At 30.3% G+C, this 15,885-nt stretch carries 19 protein-coding genes; 13 read left to right on the forward strand and 6 right to left on the reverse strand.

Features of this window, described 5'->3' with window-relative positions:
* Window positions 1-29: 29 nt before the first annotated feature.
* Window positions 30-533 carry an outer membrane beta-barrel protein gene (locus tag CELLY_RS00970; RefSeq protein WP_013619780.1) on the reverse strand — a complete coding sequence of 168 codons (504 nt, stop codon included), beginning with the start codon at window positions 531-533 and terminating at the stop codon, window positions 30-32.
* A 179-nt stretch (window positions 534-712) separates the two neighbouring features.
* A complete protein-coding gene (locus tag CELLY_RS00975; RefSeq protein ID WP_013619781.1) occupies window positions 713-1,261 on the reverse strand; it encodes a hypothetical protein in 549 nt (182 codons plus the stop codon).
* Window positions 1,262-1,434: 173 nt separating this feature from the next.
* On the opposite strand from CELLY_RS00975, the gene xerD reads away from it, so the two are divergent.
* The 3 genes from xerD to CELLY_RS00990 all read left to right on the forward strand — a co-directional run bounded on the left by xerD (window position 1,435) and on the right by CELLY_RS00990 (window position 3,545).
* Window positions 1,435-2,331 carry a site-specific tyrosine recombinase XerD gene (xerD, locus tag CELLY_RS00980; protein ID WP_013619782.1) on the forward strand — a complete coding sequence of 299 codons (897 nt, stop codon included), beginning with the start codon at window positions 1,435-1,437 and terminating at the stop codon, window positions 2,329-2,331.
* 66 nt (window positions 2,332-2,397) lie between these two features.
* On the forward strand, window positions 2,398-2,892 hold the full coding sequence (locus CELLY_RS00985) for an RNA polymerase sigma factor (protein ID WP_013619783.1): 495 nt from the start codon (window positions 2,398-2,400) through the stop codon (window positions 2,890-2,892).
* A 5-nt stretch (window positions 2,893-2,897) separates the two neighbouring features.
* Window positions 2,898-3,545 (forward strand): hypothetical protein, encoded by a 648-nt coding sequence (locus CELLY_RS00990; protein ID WP_013619784.1) that lies wholly within the window; start codon window positions 2,898-2,900, stop codon window positions 3,543-3,545.
* A gap of 86 nt (window positions 3,546-3,631) precedes the next feature.
* On the opposite strand, the gene CELLY_RS00995 is transcribed toward CELLY_RS00990, so the two are convergent.
* On the reverse strand, window positions 3,632-4,438 hold the full coding sequence (locus CELLY_RS00995) for a lysophospholipid acyltransferase family protein (RefSeq protein WP_013619785.1): 807 nt from the start codon (window positions 4,436-4,438) through the stop codon (window positions 3,632-3,634).
* Between the two features lie 38 nt (window positions 4,439-4,476).
* Entirely contained in the window at window positions 4,477-5,118 is a 642-nt protein-coding gene (locus tag CELLY_RS01000) for an NUDIX hydrolase (RefSeq protein ID WP_034644558.1), read from the reverse strand.
* Between CELLY_RS01000 and CELLY_RS01005 the strand changes: the two genes are divergently transcribed.
* On the forward strand, window positions 5,117-5,827 hold the full coding sequence (locus CELLY_RS01005; protein WP_013619787.1) for a peptidylprolyl isomerase: 711 nt from the start codon (window positions 5,117-5,119) through the stop codon (window positions 5,825-5,827). The two genes, CELLY_RS01000 and CELLY_RS01005, sit on opposite strands and share 2 nt — an antisense overlap.
* On the opposite strand, the gene CELLY_RS01010 is transcribed toward CELLY_RS01005, so the two are convergent.
* Together CELLY_RS01010 and CELLY_RS01015 are read right to left on the reverse strand one after the other, a co-directional pair.
* A complete protein-coding gene (locus tag CELLY_RS01010; protein WP_013619788.1) occupies window positions 5,828-6,448 on the reverse strand; it encodes a trimeric intracellular cation channel family protein in 621 nt (206 codons plus the stop codon).
* 3 nt (window positions 6,449-6,451) lie between these two features.
* The gene (locus CELLY_RS01015) at window positions 6,452-7,168 is read right to left on the reverse strand and encodes an RDD family protein (protein WP_013619789.1); all 717 of its coding nucleotides are present in this window, start codon (window positions 7,166-7,168) and stop codon (window positions 6,452-6,454) included.
* A 34-nt stretch (window positions 7,169-7,202) separates the two neighbouring features.
* Here CELLY_RS01015 and CELLY_RS01020 point away from each other — a divergent pair, with 34 nt between their 5' ends.
* From CELLY_RS01020 to CELLY_RS01060, 9 genes are all read left to right on the forward strand, one after another.
* Entirely contained in the window at window positions 7,203-8,171 is a 969-nt protein-coding gene (locus CELLY_RS01020) for a stage II sporulation protein M (RefSeq protein ID WP_013619790.1), read from the forward strand.
* The gene (locus tag CELLY_RS01025) at window positions 8,158-9,042 is read left to right on the forward strand and encodes a YciC family protein (RefSeq protein WP_013619791.1); all 885 of its coding nucleotides are present in this window, start codon (window positions 8,158-8,160) and stop codon (window positions 9,040-9,042) included. Before CELLY_RS01020 ends, CELLY_RS01025 begins: the two co-directional genes overlap by 14 nt.
* A gap of 1 nt (window position 9,043) precedes the next feature.
* Window positions 9,044-9,781 (forward strand): DUF4129 domain-containing protein, encoded by a 738-nt coding sequence (locus CELLY_RS01030; protein ID WP_013619792.1) that lies wholly within the window; start codon window positions 9,044-9,046, stop codon window positions 9,779-9,781.
* On the forward strand, window positions 9,778-10,989 hold the full coding sequence (locus CELLY_RS01035) for a DUF4350 domain-containing protein (RefSeq protein WP_013619793.1): 1,212 nt from the start codon (window positions 9,778-9,780) through the stop codon (window positions 10,987-10,989). The genes CELLY_RS01030 and CELLY_RS01035 overlap by 4 nt, the downstream gene beginning before the upstream one ends.
* Complete coding sequence (locus CELLY_RS01040; protein WP_013619794.1) at window positions 10,976-11,962, forward strand: AAA family ATPase; 987 nt, start codon at window positions 10,976-10,978, stop codon at window positions 11,960-11,962. Before CELLY_RS01035 ends, CELLY_RS01040 begins: the two co-directional genes overlap by 14 nt.
* 6 nt (window positions 11,963-11,968) lie before the next feature.
* Complete coding sequence (locus CELLY_RS01045; protein ID WP_013619795.1) at window positions 11,969-13,300, forward strand: DUF58 domain-containing protein; 1,332 nt, start codon at window positions 11,969-11,971, stop codon at window positions 13,298-13,300.
* A gap of 210 nt (window positions 13,301-13,510) precedes the next feature.
* A complete protein-coding gene (locus CELLY_RS01050; protein ID WP_013619796.1) occupies window positions 13,511-13,741 on the forward strand; it encodes a putative signal transducing protein in 231 nt (76 codons plus the stop codon).
* 91 nt (window positions 13,742-13,832) lie between these two features.
* A complete protein-coding gene (locus CELLY_RS16590; protein ID WP_013619797.1) occupies window positions 13,833-15,449 on the forward strand; it encodes an ATP-binding protein in 1,617 nt (538 codons plus the stop codon).
* On the forward strand, window positions 15,446-15,865 hold the full coding sequence (locus tag CELLY_RS01060; protein ID WP_013619798.1) for a response regulator: 420 nt from the start codon (window positions 15,446-15,448) through the stop codon (window positions 15,863-15,865). Before CELLY_RS16590 ends, CELLY_RS01060 begins: the two co-directional genes overlap by 4 nt.
* Window positions 15,866-15,885 lie beyond the last annotated feature (20 nt).

Genomic DNA, 15,885 nt, shown 5'->3' on the forward strand with positions numbered 1-15,885 from the left:
TCCTTTTAAATATTCTATATCAGTTATTTTTACAACTGAAACATAAATCCTATGTTAAAAGTAGATGCATTTATATCATCATCTAAACTAATACCAGCATATGATAAGTTAAGCTCAATTGAATCTGCTATTCTATAACCTAATTTAGGACGGTAATAAAAACCACCATCTACATCTTCCTTAAGGCCAAGAGCATAACCTAAATCTGTACCTACAGAAAAATCTTCTGTAATCATAAATTTAGCTACGGCAGCAATTGGCAAAAACTGAATATCTTCTTGCTCTATTTCAATACCAGGACCTGCATCATAAGTTTTACCAAAATAGTGAGAATACCCAATAGTACCCCCAGCATAAAAAGTTTCTGAAACAGCACCTAAATACTGTATATCAACACCTGCATTAAAGCCATAAAAATCATCTAAATCTCCCATTGGAATACCTAAATTAACACCTGCTCCAAAACCTTCTTGAGCTTGTGCTCCAAAAGTAAATCCTAAAGCTGCGATAGCTACAATAAATAACTTTTTCATAAATAATAATTTTAATTTTTAGTTTATAATTATACCGTAAACATAAACAAATATTTTAACCTACTTACAAGTATTGTAGTATTAGCATTAAATTAAGATTTAATTAACAAAATTAGATTATAAATAAAAAAGCTGCCTAAAATATTAGACAGCCTATAATATTATTAGTTAGTTTTTGCTTAGAAATGTAAAGCGAAACCAATTCGAACTTGAAAAATACCTTCATCAGAATAATCATCATTCATAGAAATGTCATAACGTAAACCTGGCTCAATACTAACATTTTCACCTAAGAAAATAGCATAACCTCCTTGTAAACCTAAATAACTTGGATTTTCATCAAAATCTTTAATACTCGCACCAGAATAATCAACTTGTACAGGAATCATACTAGCGATGTAATATTTAGCACCAACTTTATAAGAAAATGTTGAACTTGCTGGACCATCCGATCCATTATCTCCATATCCTAAACCAACTTTTACAGCTAAATCATCAGCTACAAAATAACCACCCTCAGCACCTAAATTCCAACTAGTGTTACCATCTACAGATGTTAAAGAAAAACCAGTATTAGCAGCACTAGCAGAACCAAAACCAGTGTTAGCTTCAATTAACCATTTACCTTGAGCAGTTTGACCACCGTTAGTAGAAGTAGCTGCATCTTGTGCTTGTGCAGCAAAAGTAAATCCTAGAGCTGTGATAGCTACAATAAATAACTTTTTCATAAAAATAATTTTAATTTTTAGTTTATAATTATGCAGTAAACATAGTTTGTTAATTTTGTTTACTTACAATTTTTGTTGTGTAAATGTAAGTATTTGTGATGAGTAAAAAACATAAAAAATAGGGGTATTAAAACTCTTTTTTTATCCAAATTATTAACTTAATTTTAACCTATATGAAATGGAGACAGGGATTAACTGATTATCAACACTTTCTAAAAATTGAAAGAGGGTTAATGGAGAATTCTATTACGAATTACGTTTTAGATGTTGAAAAATTAATTACATTTTTAAACAAAAAAAACATCACCGAATCTCCTATTTCTATCTCTAAGGAAACTACACAGCAATTTATTTATGAAATTTCTGCAAGTATTAACCCTAGGTCGCAAGCAAGAATTATATCTGGCCTAAAAAGTTTTTTTAATTATTTAATTTTTGAAGATTACAGAGCAGACAATCCTATGGATTTAATAGAAGCTCCAAAAATTGGAAGAAAGCTGCCAGATACACTGTCTGTTGAGGAAATTAACGATTTAATAGATGCAATTGACCTAAGTAAACCAGAAGGTGAACGCAATAGAGCTATGTTAGAAACATTATATGGTTGCGGTCTACGTGTATCTGAGCTTACCAACTTAAGACTATCTGACTTATTTTTTAAAGAAGACTTTATAAGAGTTACAGGAAAGGGAGACAAACAACGTTTTGTTCCTATTAGCAACATTAATAAAAAGTACATTAATATATATAAGGATGAAATAAGAAATCATCTAAACATAAAAAAAGGGTTTGAAGATATTTTATTTTTAAACAGAAGAGGTAGGCAATTAACCCGTGCAATGATTTTTACAATTATTAAACAACTTGCAGAAACCATTGGGTTAAAAAAAACAATTAGTCCGCATACACTACGCCACTCATTTGCAACACATCTTTTAGAAAACGGAGCAGATTTAAGAGCTATACAACAAATGTTAGGTCACGAAAGTATTACAACAACTGAAGTATACGTACACATAGATAGAAAACACTTAAGCCAAGTTATTGAAAACTACCACCCTAGAAAATAATTTTAAATTTATTTGTAACAAATACAAAATTACAACTACTAACAGGCTACAACTATCTACTTAAAAGTGAGTAAAGAATTAGAACATGCTTTTGTAACAGAACTAGAGAACAACCAAAATATTGTTCACAAGGTTTGTACACTATACACTAATGATAAAGATGCTCATAATGATTTGTTTCAGGAAATAACAATACAGTTATGGAAAGCGTACCCTAAATTTAGAGGTGACTCTAAGTTTAGTACCTGGATGTACAGAGTTGCGTTAAATACTGCAATTACATTATACAGAAAATCTAAAAGAAAAGTAAGTACACAAAGTTATGAGTCTGTAATTTTTAAAATTAAGGCCGATGAATATGATGAAACAGAAGAATTACAACTAAAATTAATGTACAAAGCAGTAAAGCAGCTAGGAGACATAGACAAAGCATTAGTGTTTCTTTACTTAGAGGATAAAGACTATGCGGAAATATCTGAAACACTAGGTATTTCTGAGGTTAATGCCAGAGTAAAGATGAATAGAATAAAGAAAAAATTAAAAACCATTTTAAATCCTTAATATATATGGATGAATTGGATATCTTAAAAAAAGATTGGCAAAAAAAGGGAGATGAGCTTCCTAAATTGTCTTACAATGATATTTACAAAATGATATGGAAGAGATCTTCTTCTATCGTAAAGTGGATATTTATAATTAGTATTTTAGAGTTTTTACTACCTAATATACTTTTTATTTTTCCTAGCACAAGAGAGCACGTATCAAAAATGTACTACGGCAATGCCTACGGCACATTTTTTATGGTTGTAACTTTTATACAATACATATGTATTTTTTATTTTATTTTTCAGTTTTACAAAAGATACAAGGAAATATCTGTTTTAGACGACTCTAAAACATTAATGAAAAACATTATACGTACAAGAAAAACTGTAAAGTACTATATAATATTTAGCTTAGGAATGTTATTATTTACAATGCTTGCACAAGCTTTTACTGTTTATTTTGACCCAAATATGCTTACTACTGTATACAACCAAGAGTTACCACAAGGTATATCTCCAGAGAAGTTTAAATCTATAATGGTAATTACTTTTATTGTGGTTGCACTAGTAACAACCGTACTTTTTGCATTAATCTACTTTTTACTATATGGATTATTACTTAAAAAGCTTAATAGAAATTACTTTGAACTAAAGAAAATGGAAATTTAAACCAAACTGCCCTTTTTATAACCAAAAAAAACCATCTGAATTTTACAGATGGTTTTTGTTTTTTCTAAAGAGGTTAAATGCTAAAACTAATCTAACTTCCACTTTCTAAGTTCGTTTTCTTCTTCCAAAGCTTTTAAATCTGCCTTAGAGATAACTTTTAAGAAAGATGGATCTTGCTCTATAGCGTGTCCTAATCTATCTATAATAGACTCAAAAGAGTCGTTTTCATAATCTATATCTAAAGGTTCTTTTATAACCATAGATTGTAAAATACCTTTTTTCTTAATACGTAAACCTTTTTTATCAAAAGAACGTCTAAAGCCATCTATTACTACTGGCACAACTATTGGCTTATATTTTTTTATAATATGCGCCGTTCCTTTACGTAAAGGTTTCCAAGGTGTGGTTGTTCCTTGCGGAAAAGTAATAACCCAACCATCTTCTAAAGCAGTACCAATGTTAGATATATCACTCATTTTTACTTGCCTTTTTACATCTTGCCCGTCTGCACGCCAAGTACGCTGTATACTAATAGAACCTGCATAAGCCAAAATCTTAGTTAAAAGACTTTTTTTCATTGTTTCTGCAGCAGCTACATAATACATATTAAGCTTTGGTTTCCAAATGTAACCTATGTTTCTAATAGAGTCTTCTCTACCGCTTAAACTAGCATTAAAAACATGGAACATTGCTACCACATCTGCAAAATAAGTTTGATGATTAGACACAAAAAGCACGCCTTTATCTGGCAAATCTCTAAGTATTTGTGATCCTTCTATTTCTAATTTATTAAACCCTTTGTACCTGCGGTGTGTTATTACTGCCGCAACGCGTATTAACCATTTTTTTAAAAATAGTATATGCCCAAAAGGATTCTTTTTAAATAAACCCATAATTATTGTTGTGTTGCCAAATCTACAAATTTATATAATTATAACAATTGTTTTAGTAGCTCTTTAAGTTCACTCATAATCATTGCAGTTGCTCCCCAAACCACGTAACCATTTAATTTAAAAGCAGGTACATCAATATTTTTAGCATAAGAAGTTGTTAAATTTTGAGTACTAATTTTACTATCATCCATAAAATCTAGTAGAGAAACCTCTACCAAATGCTCTACCTCTGACTCCTGTATTACAAAAGGCGTAGGGTTAGGATACACACCAATGTAAGGCTGAACTTCAAAATTACTTGGAGGTATATAAATTGAAGACAATTTGCCCATAACCTGAACTTTATTTTGAGGCACACCAACTTCTTCATAAGTTTCTCTTAAAGCAGTATGCAACAAATTCTCATCTTCTTTCTCTACTTTCCCTCCAGGAAAACCAACCTGATTGGAATGTACACCCTTGTAAGTTTTACGTAACATTAACAGCAAATTAGTACTATTTTCCTTTGTAGGATAAAATAATGCCATAACAGCTGCCTTACGTGCTTTATCGCGTTGGTTTTTCATTCTACTTAGCTCATCAATTCTAATAGACGGAGCCATTTTGTTATGTGATTCTTCACCTAATAATGGAAGATTCTTTATTTTTGAAATTCTTTTGGTAAAATCATCAAAATTCATGAATACAAAGATACTATCTTACGCTATACTATTACTATTAATTTTAACTACTGGTTGCAACAATACACCCAAACCCAAACAAAAAGTTAAACAGACTAAAGTTAAAAATGATACTGTTGCAGTAGACAGTTCTAAAGTTACTAAAAAAGAAGAAAAATTTGTACTTACAGAAGAAAATGCTATTCCTTTTTTTTATGAATACAACAAAACATTAAAAGAAGATAAAGTAAAAATTACAACCAACCTTGGTAGTTTTACATTACAACTTTTTGATAATGTACCCTACCACAAGGCAAATTTTATTTACCTAACTAAAAAAGGATATTTTAACGACACCTATTTTCACAGAGTAGTTAAAAATTTTATTATTCAAGGCGGTAATGCTGACAACAGAAAAACCGCTAAAAAAAGAGGTGAAATTGGCAGGTATTTATTGCCTCCAGATACAAAAAAAGGACACAAACACCATAGAGGTGTTATATCTATGCCTAGTAGTGAAAATGACAACCCACATAAGTTAGCTTCTCCTTATGAGTTTTTTATTGTTGTTACTAAGCCTGGGTCTTACCATTTAGATAAAGATTATACTCCTTTTGGAAAAGTTATAAAAGGTATGGATGTGGTAGATTTAATTAACAGACAACCTGTAGATGAAGGCGATTGGCCTAAGCAAAACATTTTTATTATTAAAGCCGAGGTTGTAAAGTAACTACTTTTTGCTTTCTACCGGAGGGTATATTGTTGGTAAGGCAATTTTAAACTTAACAGCCAACAAACGCACCGTTATTACAATTAAAATGCAAACTACATAAATGTAGTTGGGTTTTATGGGTAACTTTATTAAAAAAAAGTAACTGCTTGCCCCTATTATACAAGCCGTGGCGTATACCTCTTTTCTAAATATTACAGGTATTTCATTACACAAAATATCTCTTATAACACCTCCAAAACAAGCTGTTATTGTACCTACTACAATACACATTACGGGTAATAAATCTGCGTCTAAACCTTTTTCTACACCTGCTAATGTGTACAAACCAATACCAATAGTATCAAACAAAAATAAAGATGTTCTTAAGTATTTTAATTGCTTCCTAAACAATATAGACAACACAACTGTTATTAAAATAGTGTAAATATAAATGGGTTGTAATAACCAAGTAACTGGTGTATTACCTAATAATAAATCTCTTAAAGTACCACCACCTACCGCTGTTACAAAAGCAACTATAAAAACTCCAAAAGGATCTAGTTTTTTATCCATTGCTACCAACACACCAGATATTGCAAACGCTATGGTTCCTAAAATATCTATAACCAAATAAAACATACGCTATAATTCTTGTGTGTAGTAAATGTAATCTTTTATAACAGTTGCTACAAAATCTATAGGCTTCTCTTGGGTTGTTATATTGGTTACTTCTTTTATTTTTTTTGATAATGAAACAATAACATTATGGTCTCCATTGCGTTTTGCAGAGCTAAACAGCTCTTTAATGGTTTGCATTTCTGCATCTTTAAAAACGGTTACTTGTGGGTAACTAGGTCTATAAGTATCTGGTAAGTTAGCTACCATAGTATCTTGCAGCTTTACCTTTTTCTTTTCAGTAATTACTGTAGTCCCTGCTGCTATATCTCCCAATCGCTGTCCGTTACCTCTTAACAATATTGTAAGTACCGCAACACCTCCTGAAGACATTAACACATCTACAATACGCATAATCCAACGTATAAAATAACTAGAAAAATTTGGTGTAGAGCCATCTAGTTTTACAACTCTTATAGACATTATTTTTTTACCAACTGTAGAGCCATTCATAAAATACTCTAACAACAAATAATAGAAGAAAGCTGGCAATGTTACAATTAAATACAAATGCCACATATCTTCAAAAGTAATGTTCATATATACCAGTAAAAGAATCATTAATAACGTATAAACAAAAATAACAATGCTATCTATAATATAGGCTAGCATCCTATCACCCAAATGTGCAGCATTTTGATGAATGCTAATATTTTGAGCAGTTTCTATTTGAATTTCGTTCATATTTTAGTTTCTTTGGTACAAATCTTAAAAGCCAATGCGCGAAGCTGCCTTTGTAAAGCAAAATAAAGACAAATGGACTACTTTTGAAAGTGTCCTGGCAAAGAAAACGGAAATTGACCCAAACAAATTGTCTGATTTGTATATTGAAATTACCGATCACCTTAGCTATGCTAAGACTTTCTACCCTGGTAGCAACACCGCATTTTTTTTAAATTCTTTGGCTTCAGAGGCACACCAAAAGATATATAAGACCAAAAAAGAACCAAAAAACAGAATAATCAGCTTTTGGAAAACAGAATTTCCTACATTATTTTATCATAATCGTCGTGAATTGCTAATTGCATTTCTTGTTTTTACATTTTTTTGCGCAGTAGGAGTTTTCTCTGCAGCTAATGATGGTGATTTTGTTAGGTCATTTTTAGGTGATGGATATGTAAATATGACTTTAGAAAATATTGCTAATGATGACCCTATGGCTGTTTACAAACAACAAAGTGAATTTAAAATGTTTTTAGGCATTACTATTAACAATATAAAAGTTGCTATAATGGCTTTTATTTATGGTATTTTACTTGGTATAGGTTCTTTGTTTATTATGATGCAAAATGGCATTATGTTAGGCAGTTTCCAATATATGTTTTATGAAAAAGGCCTGCTATGGGAGTCTGCACGTACCATTTGGATACACGGGACTATAGAGATATCTGTAATTATAATTGCTGGTTGCGCCGGACTTGTTTTAGCTAAAGGAATTCTTTTTCCTGGGACATATACAAGGTTAGAATCTTTTAAACGAGGCACTGTAAACGGATTAAAAATAATGTTATCTACAGTACCATTCTTTATCATTGCTGGCTTTTTAGAAGGCTTTGTAACCAGACATACAGAAATGCCAGACTGGCTTGCAATATTAATTATTACAAGCTCGTTAGCTTTAATTTTATATTATTACGTTATTTACCCTTATTTATTACACAAAAAAACCAACCATGCAGAACAATAATTATGTAGAGTTTAAAAAGAAAAGAGACTTAGGTGAGATTCTGGGAGATACTTTTGCTTTTTTAAGAACTCAGTTAAAACCATTTTTTAATACCTTTTTTAAAATAGCCGGCCCTTATTTAGTTATATTTTTAATTTGCAATGCCTTTTATGCTTATACCGTGGGAGGACTAATGAATTTTAATATTGAAAGCTCTAATGAAGTAACTAACGTTTTAATGGTTTTTGTTGCAGCATTGGTATTTATTTTATCTATGGGAGCAGCTTATGCAATGGCACAGTCCGTTACCTTACACTATATAAAAAATTATGTAGAAAACAACGGAGTTATTAATTTTGATCAGATAAAATCTGAAGTATATAGTACTTTTTGGAAGTTTATAGGATTAGCATTTTTAGTAGGTATTTGTGTGGGTCTTGGTTTAATGCTTTGTTTAATACCTGGAATATATTTGTATGTACCACTAACCCTATCTTTTAGTATTTTAATTTTTAATAAAAAACCTGTTGGTGATGCTTTTAGCTATAGTTTTAGTTTAATTAAAGATTATTGGTGGATAACATTTGCCACTATGCTTGTTGTTGGTATTGTTGTTGCCGTAGCAGGTTACGCATTTAGTGTACCGTCTGCAATTTATATGTATGCAAAAATGGGTGTGTTTTCTGCAGAAATAGATCCTAGTAATATGGGAGACACTTTAATAGACCCAATAGGAATAGCCATAAATACTATAACGGCTTTATTTCAATACCTATTAAGTATTATAACTGTTGTTGCTGGCGCTTTTATATATTTTGATTTAAACGAAAGAAAAAATTTAACTGGAACAATGGAGCGTATTCAAAATTTAGGTAATTCTACCAATCTTTAATATGCAAAAGCTTCTTTTTTCTTTACTTATTTGCATTACTTTTTCTATATCTGCGTACAGTTTTCAAGACTCTACCAATGTAGAGTATGATGATGCTTCTATGCCTGTACAGAAAATTACAGAAGAAGACTTACAATCCTATAAAGATGACTCTAGCTATAATTACACCTTAGAAAAAGCAGATAACTCTTGGTGGGAAAAATTTAAAACTTGGTTATACTCTTACTGGTTGCGCTTTTTTCAATGGCTATTTGGAGGTGAAAAAGCTGTTGGCTATTTGTCTGCTTTTTTAGGGCTATTACCATATTTACTACTGGTTATTTTAATTGTAGTTGCTGTACTATTCTTTTTAAAAACAAATATGAACAGCATAAGCTTATCTAAAAAGAACAAGAGCGCTGTTACCTTATCTGAAGAAGAAAACATTATAAAAAATGAAGATATTCAGCAGTTAATAAAAAATGCATTAGAAGATAAAAACTACAGGTTAGCAATTAGATATTACTACTTGTATATCTTAAAAATAATGAGTGAAAAAGATCTTATAGACTGGCAATTACAAAAAACTAATGACGATTACCAAAAAGAATTAAGCAACTCTACTTACGCTAAACCTTTTGTAACTATAACTAGGTTATATGATTATATTTGGTATGGAGATTTTGCAATAGACGAAACAAAATACAATAAAGCAGCTGCTGAGTTTATTAAACTACAAAATAGTATTACCAAAAAGTGATAAAAAAAGGAAAATCATATATAATAATTTTAGTAGTAACATTTGTTACTTACTTAGCTTTGGAATACAATAAACCAAAAGAAGTTAATTGGTTTCCTTCTTTTACTACACACCATAAAATACCATTTGGAACAAAGGTTTTTAATGATATTTTAGAAAAAAGATTAGGTGATAAAATAACCGCAGTGCAAGAACCTCCTTATATTTTTTTAAATAAAAACAACAATATTTCTGGCACTTATGTTTTAATAAACAACACCCTAGATATAGACAAAAGTGAAGTTAAAAAACTTTTAGAGTGGACCGCCAAAGGAAATACACTATACTTAGCTGGCTCTAGTTTTAGTCACGCTTTAAAAGATGAGCTTAATTTTAGCACTAAAACACTTTATACAAATGATATAAATCATCACTTTTATATGCAGTTGGTTAATCCTTCTTTAAAAAGTGATAAACCTATAGTGTTTAGTAAAAAATCTGATGTAACTTATTTTTCTAAAATAGACACATTAAATACCAAAGTATTAGGAGTTATAGATAATTTTGAAACCATATCTATAAAAAATGCAAATATTATAAAACAGAATTACGGTGACGGAACTATTATTTTAAATCATTTTCCTTATGCATTTACCAATTATTTTATTTTAGAGAATAAAAATAATACAGACTTTACATCTTCTTTATTGGCTTATATAGATACTACTAAAAATGTGTATGTAGATAATCATCATAAAACGGGCAAAACATTTTACACTTCACCAATGCGCATATTTTTAAGTGCTAAAGAATTAAAATGGGCCTATTACATAGCCCTAATTGGTGCTTTATTTTATGTGTTTTTTGAAGGAAAAAGAAAACAACGAGCTATACCTGTGGTTACCCCTTTAAAAAATCAGACTTTGGCGTTTACACGTACTATAGCAGATATGTATTATCAAAAAAATAGGCAAAAAGAAATTGCGGAACATAAGATTAACTTTTTTATGGATTTTGTACGATCTAAATTTCATGTAAATACTTTAGAAAAGAATGATGATTTTTACAATACAGTCTCTGCCAGAAGTTTTCATACAAAGGAAGAAATTAAAAATTTATTTCTTTTTTTAGATAATCTTATGAATAAACACAGCATAACTAATGACGAGCTGTTAGCATTAGATAAAAAAATAGAACAATTTAAAGACAAAGCAAATGGAAGCAAATAACGATATCAATTTTGATAATAGAATACCTCTAGAAGATTTAAAAAATGCCGTAACAGGTATTAAACAAGAGCTGGCTAAAGTAATTATTGGTCAAGACCGTTTTGTAGAGTTGTTAATTGTTTCGCTTTTAGTAGATGGCCACGTGTTAATTGAAGGTGTCCCTGGGATTGCAAAAACAGTTACTGCTAAATTATTTGCTAAAACTTTAAAAACAGATTTTAGTCGTATACAGTTTACTCCAGATCTTATGCCTAGTGATATTTTAGGTACTTCTATTTTTAACGTTAAATCTTCTGAGTTTGAATTTAAAAAAGGGCCCATTTTCTCTAACATTATTTTAATTGATGAAATAAACAGAGCTCCTGCTAAAACACAAGCCGCTTTGTTTGAAATTATGGAAGAAACACAAGTTACTATGGATGGCAAAACATACAAAATGGAAGCTCCGTTTATGGTTTTAGCCACCCAAAACCCTATAGAACAAGAAGGCACATACGCATTACCAGAGGCACAATTAGACCGTTTTTTGTTTAAAATAAAAGTAGAGTACCCAACCTTAGAAGAAGAAATAAAAATAATTACAACTCATCATGAACGTAAAGGAGCTAAGCCACAAACATTAATTAATGATATACTTTCTCCTACTAAACTTAAAGAGTATAAAAAAAACATACAAGATGTAATTGTAGAAGCTAAAATTCTGCGTTACATAGCAGAGATAATTTCAAAAACTCGTAACCACCCACACCTATACCTTGGTGGTTCTCCTAGAGCCTCTTTAGCTACCTTAAACGCCGCTAAAGCTTTTGCTGCTATTAACGGTAGAGATTTTGTTACTCCAGAAGATGTAAAAAAGGCGTTAGAGCCTGTGCTAAACCACAGAGTAATTTTAACTCCAGAACGCGAAATGGAAGGTATGACAACAGAAAGTGTTGTGCATATGATAATTGAATCTGTAGAAATACCTAGATAATACTACATGCGCTTTTTAAAATCGTTTTACATACACAATACCTTTTTTTGGTACCTAGCCATACTAGCAGCAATGTTTATGACATCATACTGGTACAAATGGCTATACCCTATTGCGTGGATTTGTACTATGGTTTTATTAGCAATGTTTTTGTTTGATATTGTTTTACTTTACGCTACAAAAAATAGTGTAAAAGCCAGCAGAAGCTTGCCTCAAAAATTATCAAACAGTGACCATAACCCTATTGTTATGGAATTTATAAGCACATACGATTTTAAAACTGGTATCACTGTAGTAGAGGAATTACCTATTCAATTTCAAAAAAGAGATTTTAAATACAACACCATACTTACTAAAAAAGAACCTAAAATTTTTGAATATACAGTTAGACCTGTAGAACGTGGAGAATATTATTTTGGTAATTTAAATATTTATGTCTCTACTCCCCTACGCATAGTAAAACGTAGGTTCTTGTATTTAAAAAACCAAATGGTACCTGTTTACCCGTCTATTATACAAATGCAGAAATATGATTTTTTAGCTATTAGCAATAAATTATCTGAATTTGGAATGAAAAAAATTAGACGTATTGGACATACCCAAGAGTTTGAACAAATTAAAGAGTACGTTCCAGGAGACGACTTTAGAACCATAAATTGGAAAGCTACAGCAAAAAGTAACCAGTTAATGGTAAACCAATACCAAGATGAAAAATCGCAACCAATTTATTCTGTTATAGACACTGGCAGAGTAATGAAAATGCCATTTAATGGTCTAAAACTGTTAGATTATGCTATAAATAGTACACTCGCATTTTCTAATGTAGCTCTTAAAAAAAATGATAAAACTGGGATGATATCATTCTCTAAAAACATAGAGACTTTTTTACCTGCTGTACAAAAACCAACCTATTTAAACTCTATCCTAGAAAAGCTTTACAATATTTCTACAGAGTACACAGACTCAGATTTTGGATTGCTTTACGCGCATATTAAAAGAAAAGTAAATCACAGAAGTTTATTACTGCTTTACACAAATTTTGAGCACATTACAGCTATGCGTAGGCAACTACCTTTTTTACTTGCCATTGCCAAAAAGCACGTTTTAGTTGTTGTGTTTTTTGAAAATACCGAGCTAGAAGAACTCATAAATACTAGTGCTGATGACTTACAAGGTATTTACCACAAAACTATTGCAGAAAAATTTAGTATGGATAAAAAATTAATGCAGAAAGAACTGCAGCAATATGGCATACAAACTATACTTACCAAGCCAGAGGAACTAACAATTAATACTATTAATAAATATTTAGAAATTAAGGCGAGAGGACTTTTATAATAAAATGTTATTTACAAATGCTTTATACTTCCTAAAATAGTAGACAATTAGTCTAAAAACATTGCCTAGCACCTCTTATATTACAAAACAGACCACTGTAAAAGAAACACTTACAAGTTTGGTCTAAAAAAAATACTACAAAGACAGGTTTTAAAATAAAAATTCTTTATTTTTCCGTATATTATATATTTTAAACCTGAACTAAAACCTATGTTAAAAACTAACTACAAAAAAATATATAGCGGAAACCAATTTAACGTAAAGGCTATTTTAGAAAAGCTGCTACAAATAAATATTGAAGGCGTTGTTAAAGATGAGTCAGAATCAGGAAGACTAGCTGGTTTTGCTTCAGCTATACCTGGAGAGCAAGATTTATATGTACATAATGATGAGGCTGAAAAAGCTTTAGAAATAGTTAATAATTATATTAAAGAATTATAACCGCTAAACTTATTTTATAAAAAAATAAGTTATAAAAACACTTAATACCTTACTATTATTACTTATTTTTAGTGTAGGTATTTATTTACATATGAAAACTCCCCCCATAACAAAAGAACTAAAGTTCTCTAAAACTTTAGTTGTAACACTACTGGTTATATGTATTATTCCTTTTATTCTTCAGCTAGCTGGAGTTAATTTTGGAAGTATAAACGTAGTTTTAGATGCCAGTGGAGATAAAGTTGTCTTAGATGATGCGTCTCAAAATTTAATTTTAACCCATTTAAGAGGTACTTTTACTCACTTAATTTTAGAATGGACAGCTATTTGTATTGCTGTATCTACTGCAATTTTAGCCTTTATACAATACCGAATAACCAACAACCCTACAACTCCTATAATTGGTGCCGCACTACTTTGTGCTGGTTTTATTGATGGTTTTCATGCATTAGCTGCTGTAAATATAATAGACTCTGCATCTACTAACGATAACTTTTTACCCTTTACTTGGGCACTCTCAAGAATTTTTAATAGTGTTATTTTAATTATTGGAGCAAGCATTTTTCTTATAAAAGAAAAAAGAATGATTCCTAAAAGAGGAAGACGTTTTGTTTTACTAGTATCCTTATTTTTTGTGCTTTTAGCATATTTAACTATGTACTTTGTAGCATCTAGCAAGTCCTTACCAATTACAACATTTCATAACAGTTTTGTAACAAGACCGTATGATTTAATTTCGCTTATTCTTTTCTTATTTATGGCTATTTACTTATTTCCGAAGTTAAATAAAAAAGAAAATAGTGTTTTTTCTAACACACTCTTATGGAGTATGATACCCGCAATTGCTACACAAATGTATATGGCCTTTGGATCTGAGAATTTACATGATTCTAATTTTAACATTGCACACACCTTAAAGGCAATATCCTACGCTATACCTTTTATTGGTATTATGCTAGATTATATTTCGGCCCATAAAAAAGAGCAAATAAGAGTTACAGCCTTAAAAAATGCCCATTATGTTGTTAGTCAAAAAAATAAAGAACTAGAACAGTTTGCATTTATTGCTTCTCATGATTTACAAGAACCACTACGTACATTACTAAATTTCACACAACTGTTTAAAGAAGAATATGCAGATAAGTTAGACGAAAATGGTAAAACATATCTTAATTTTATTAGACAAGCTACCACAAGAATGAGCCTACTTATTAAAGCCGTTTTTGATTACTCTAGAATTGGAGTAAAAAATAATGTTACCAAAGTAAAAACCAACAAACTTGTAAAAAATATTATTGCAGAAATACAGCCTAATTTAAACGATATAAATGCCACTATTAAACATAAAAAGTTACCAAAAATTTATGGGCAAAAAACAGAATTACGTATTCTTTTTCAAAATTTAATTGGCAATGCAATTAAGTTTCAAAAAAAAGGAAACGCACCTGTAGTAGAAATACAAGGAAAAGATATTGGAGAATATTGGGAGTTTAGTGTAAAAGATAATGGCATTGGCATAGAAAAAAAGCATCAGGATAAAATATTTTCTATGTTTCAACGCTTACATTCTAAAGACATTTATGATGGTGTAGGAATAGGACTTGCTCATTGCTTAAAAATTGTATTAATGCATGAAGGCAGAATATGGGTAATATCTGAACCTAATAAGGGAAGCGAATTTAAATTTACTATTAAAAAACAAAAATGAACAAGCTAAAAAGTATATTGTTAATAGATGATGATGATGCAACTAATTTTTTGCATAAAATGGTCATTAAAAAAGTTAACTGTACAGATAATATCATTGTAAAAACCAATGGTGAAGAAGCAATAAATTATCTAAAAACAGAGACTGATGGTAAATATCCACAGCCTAGTTTAATTTTATTAGATATTAATATGCCTATAATGAATGGGTGGGAGTTTTTACAAGAATACAAAAAGCTTGAAGAAAACCAAATGGCAGAAACCGTTATAGTAATGCTTACAACATCATTAAATCCTGATGATAAAGAAAGAGCCTTAAGCTTTACACAAATTAACGATTTTAAAAGTAAACCACTAACACCAGACGGACTTAAAGACATACTTAAAAGCTTTTTCTTGTTTCCTGATGATATATAATGACATCCCCTAATTTTTAA

Source organism: Cellulophaga lytica DSM 7489, from assembly GCF_000190595.1.
GTDB lineage: Bacteria > Bacteroidota > Bacteroidia > Flavobacteriales > Flavobacteriaceae > Cellulophaga > Cellulophaga lytica.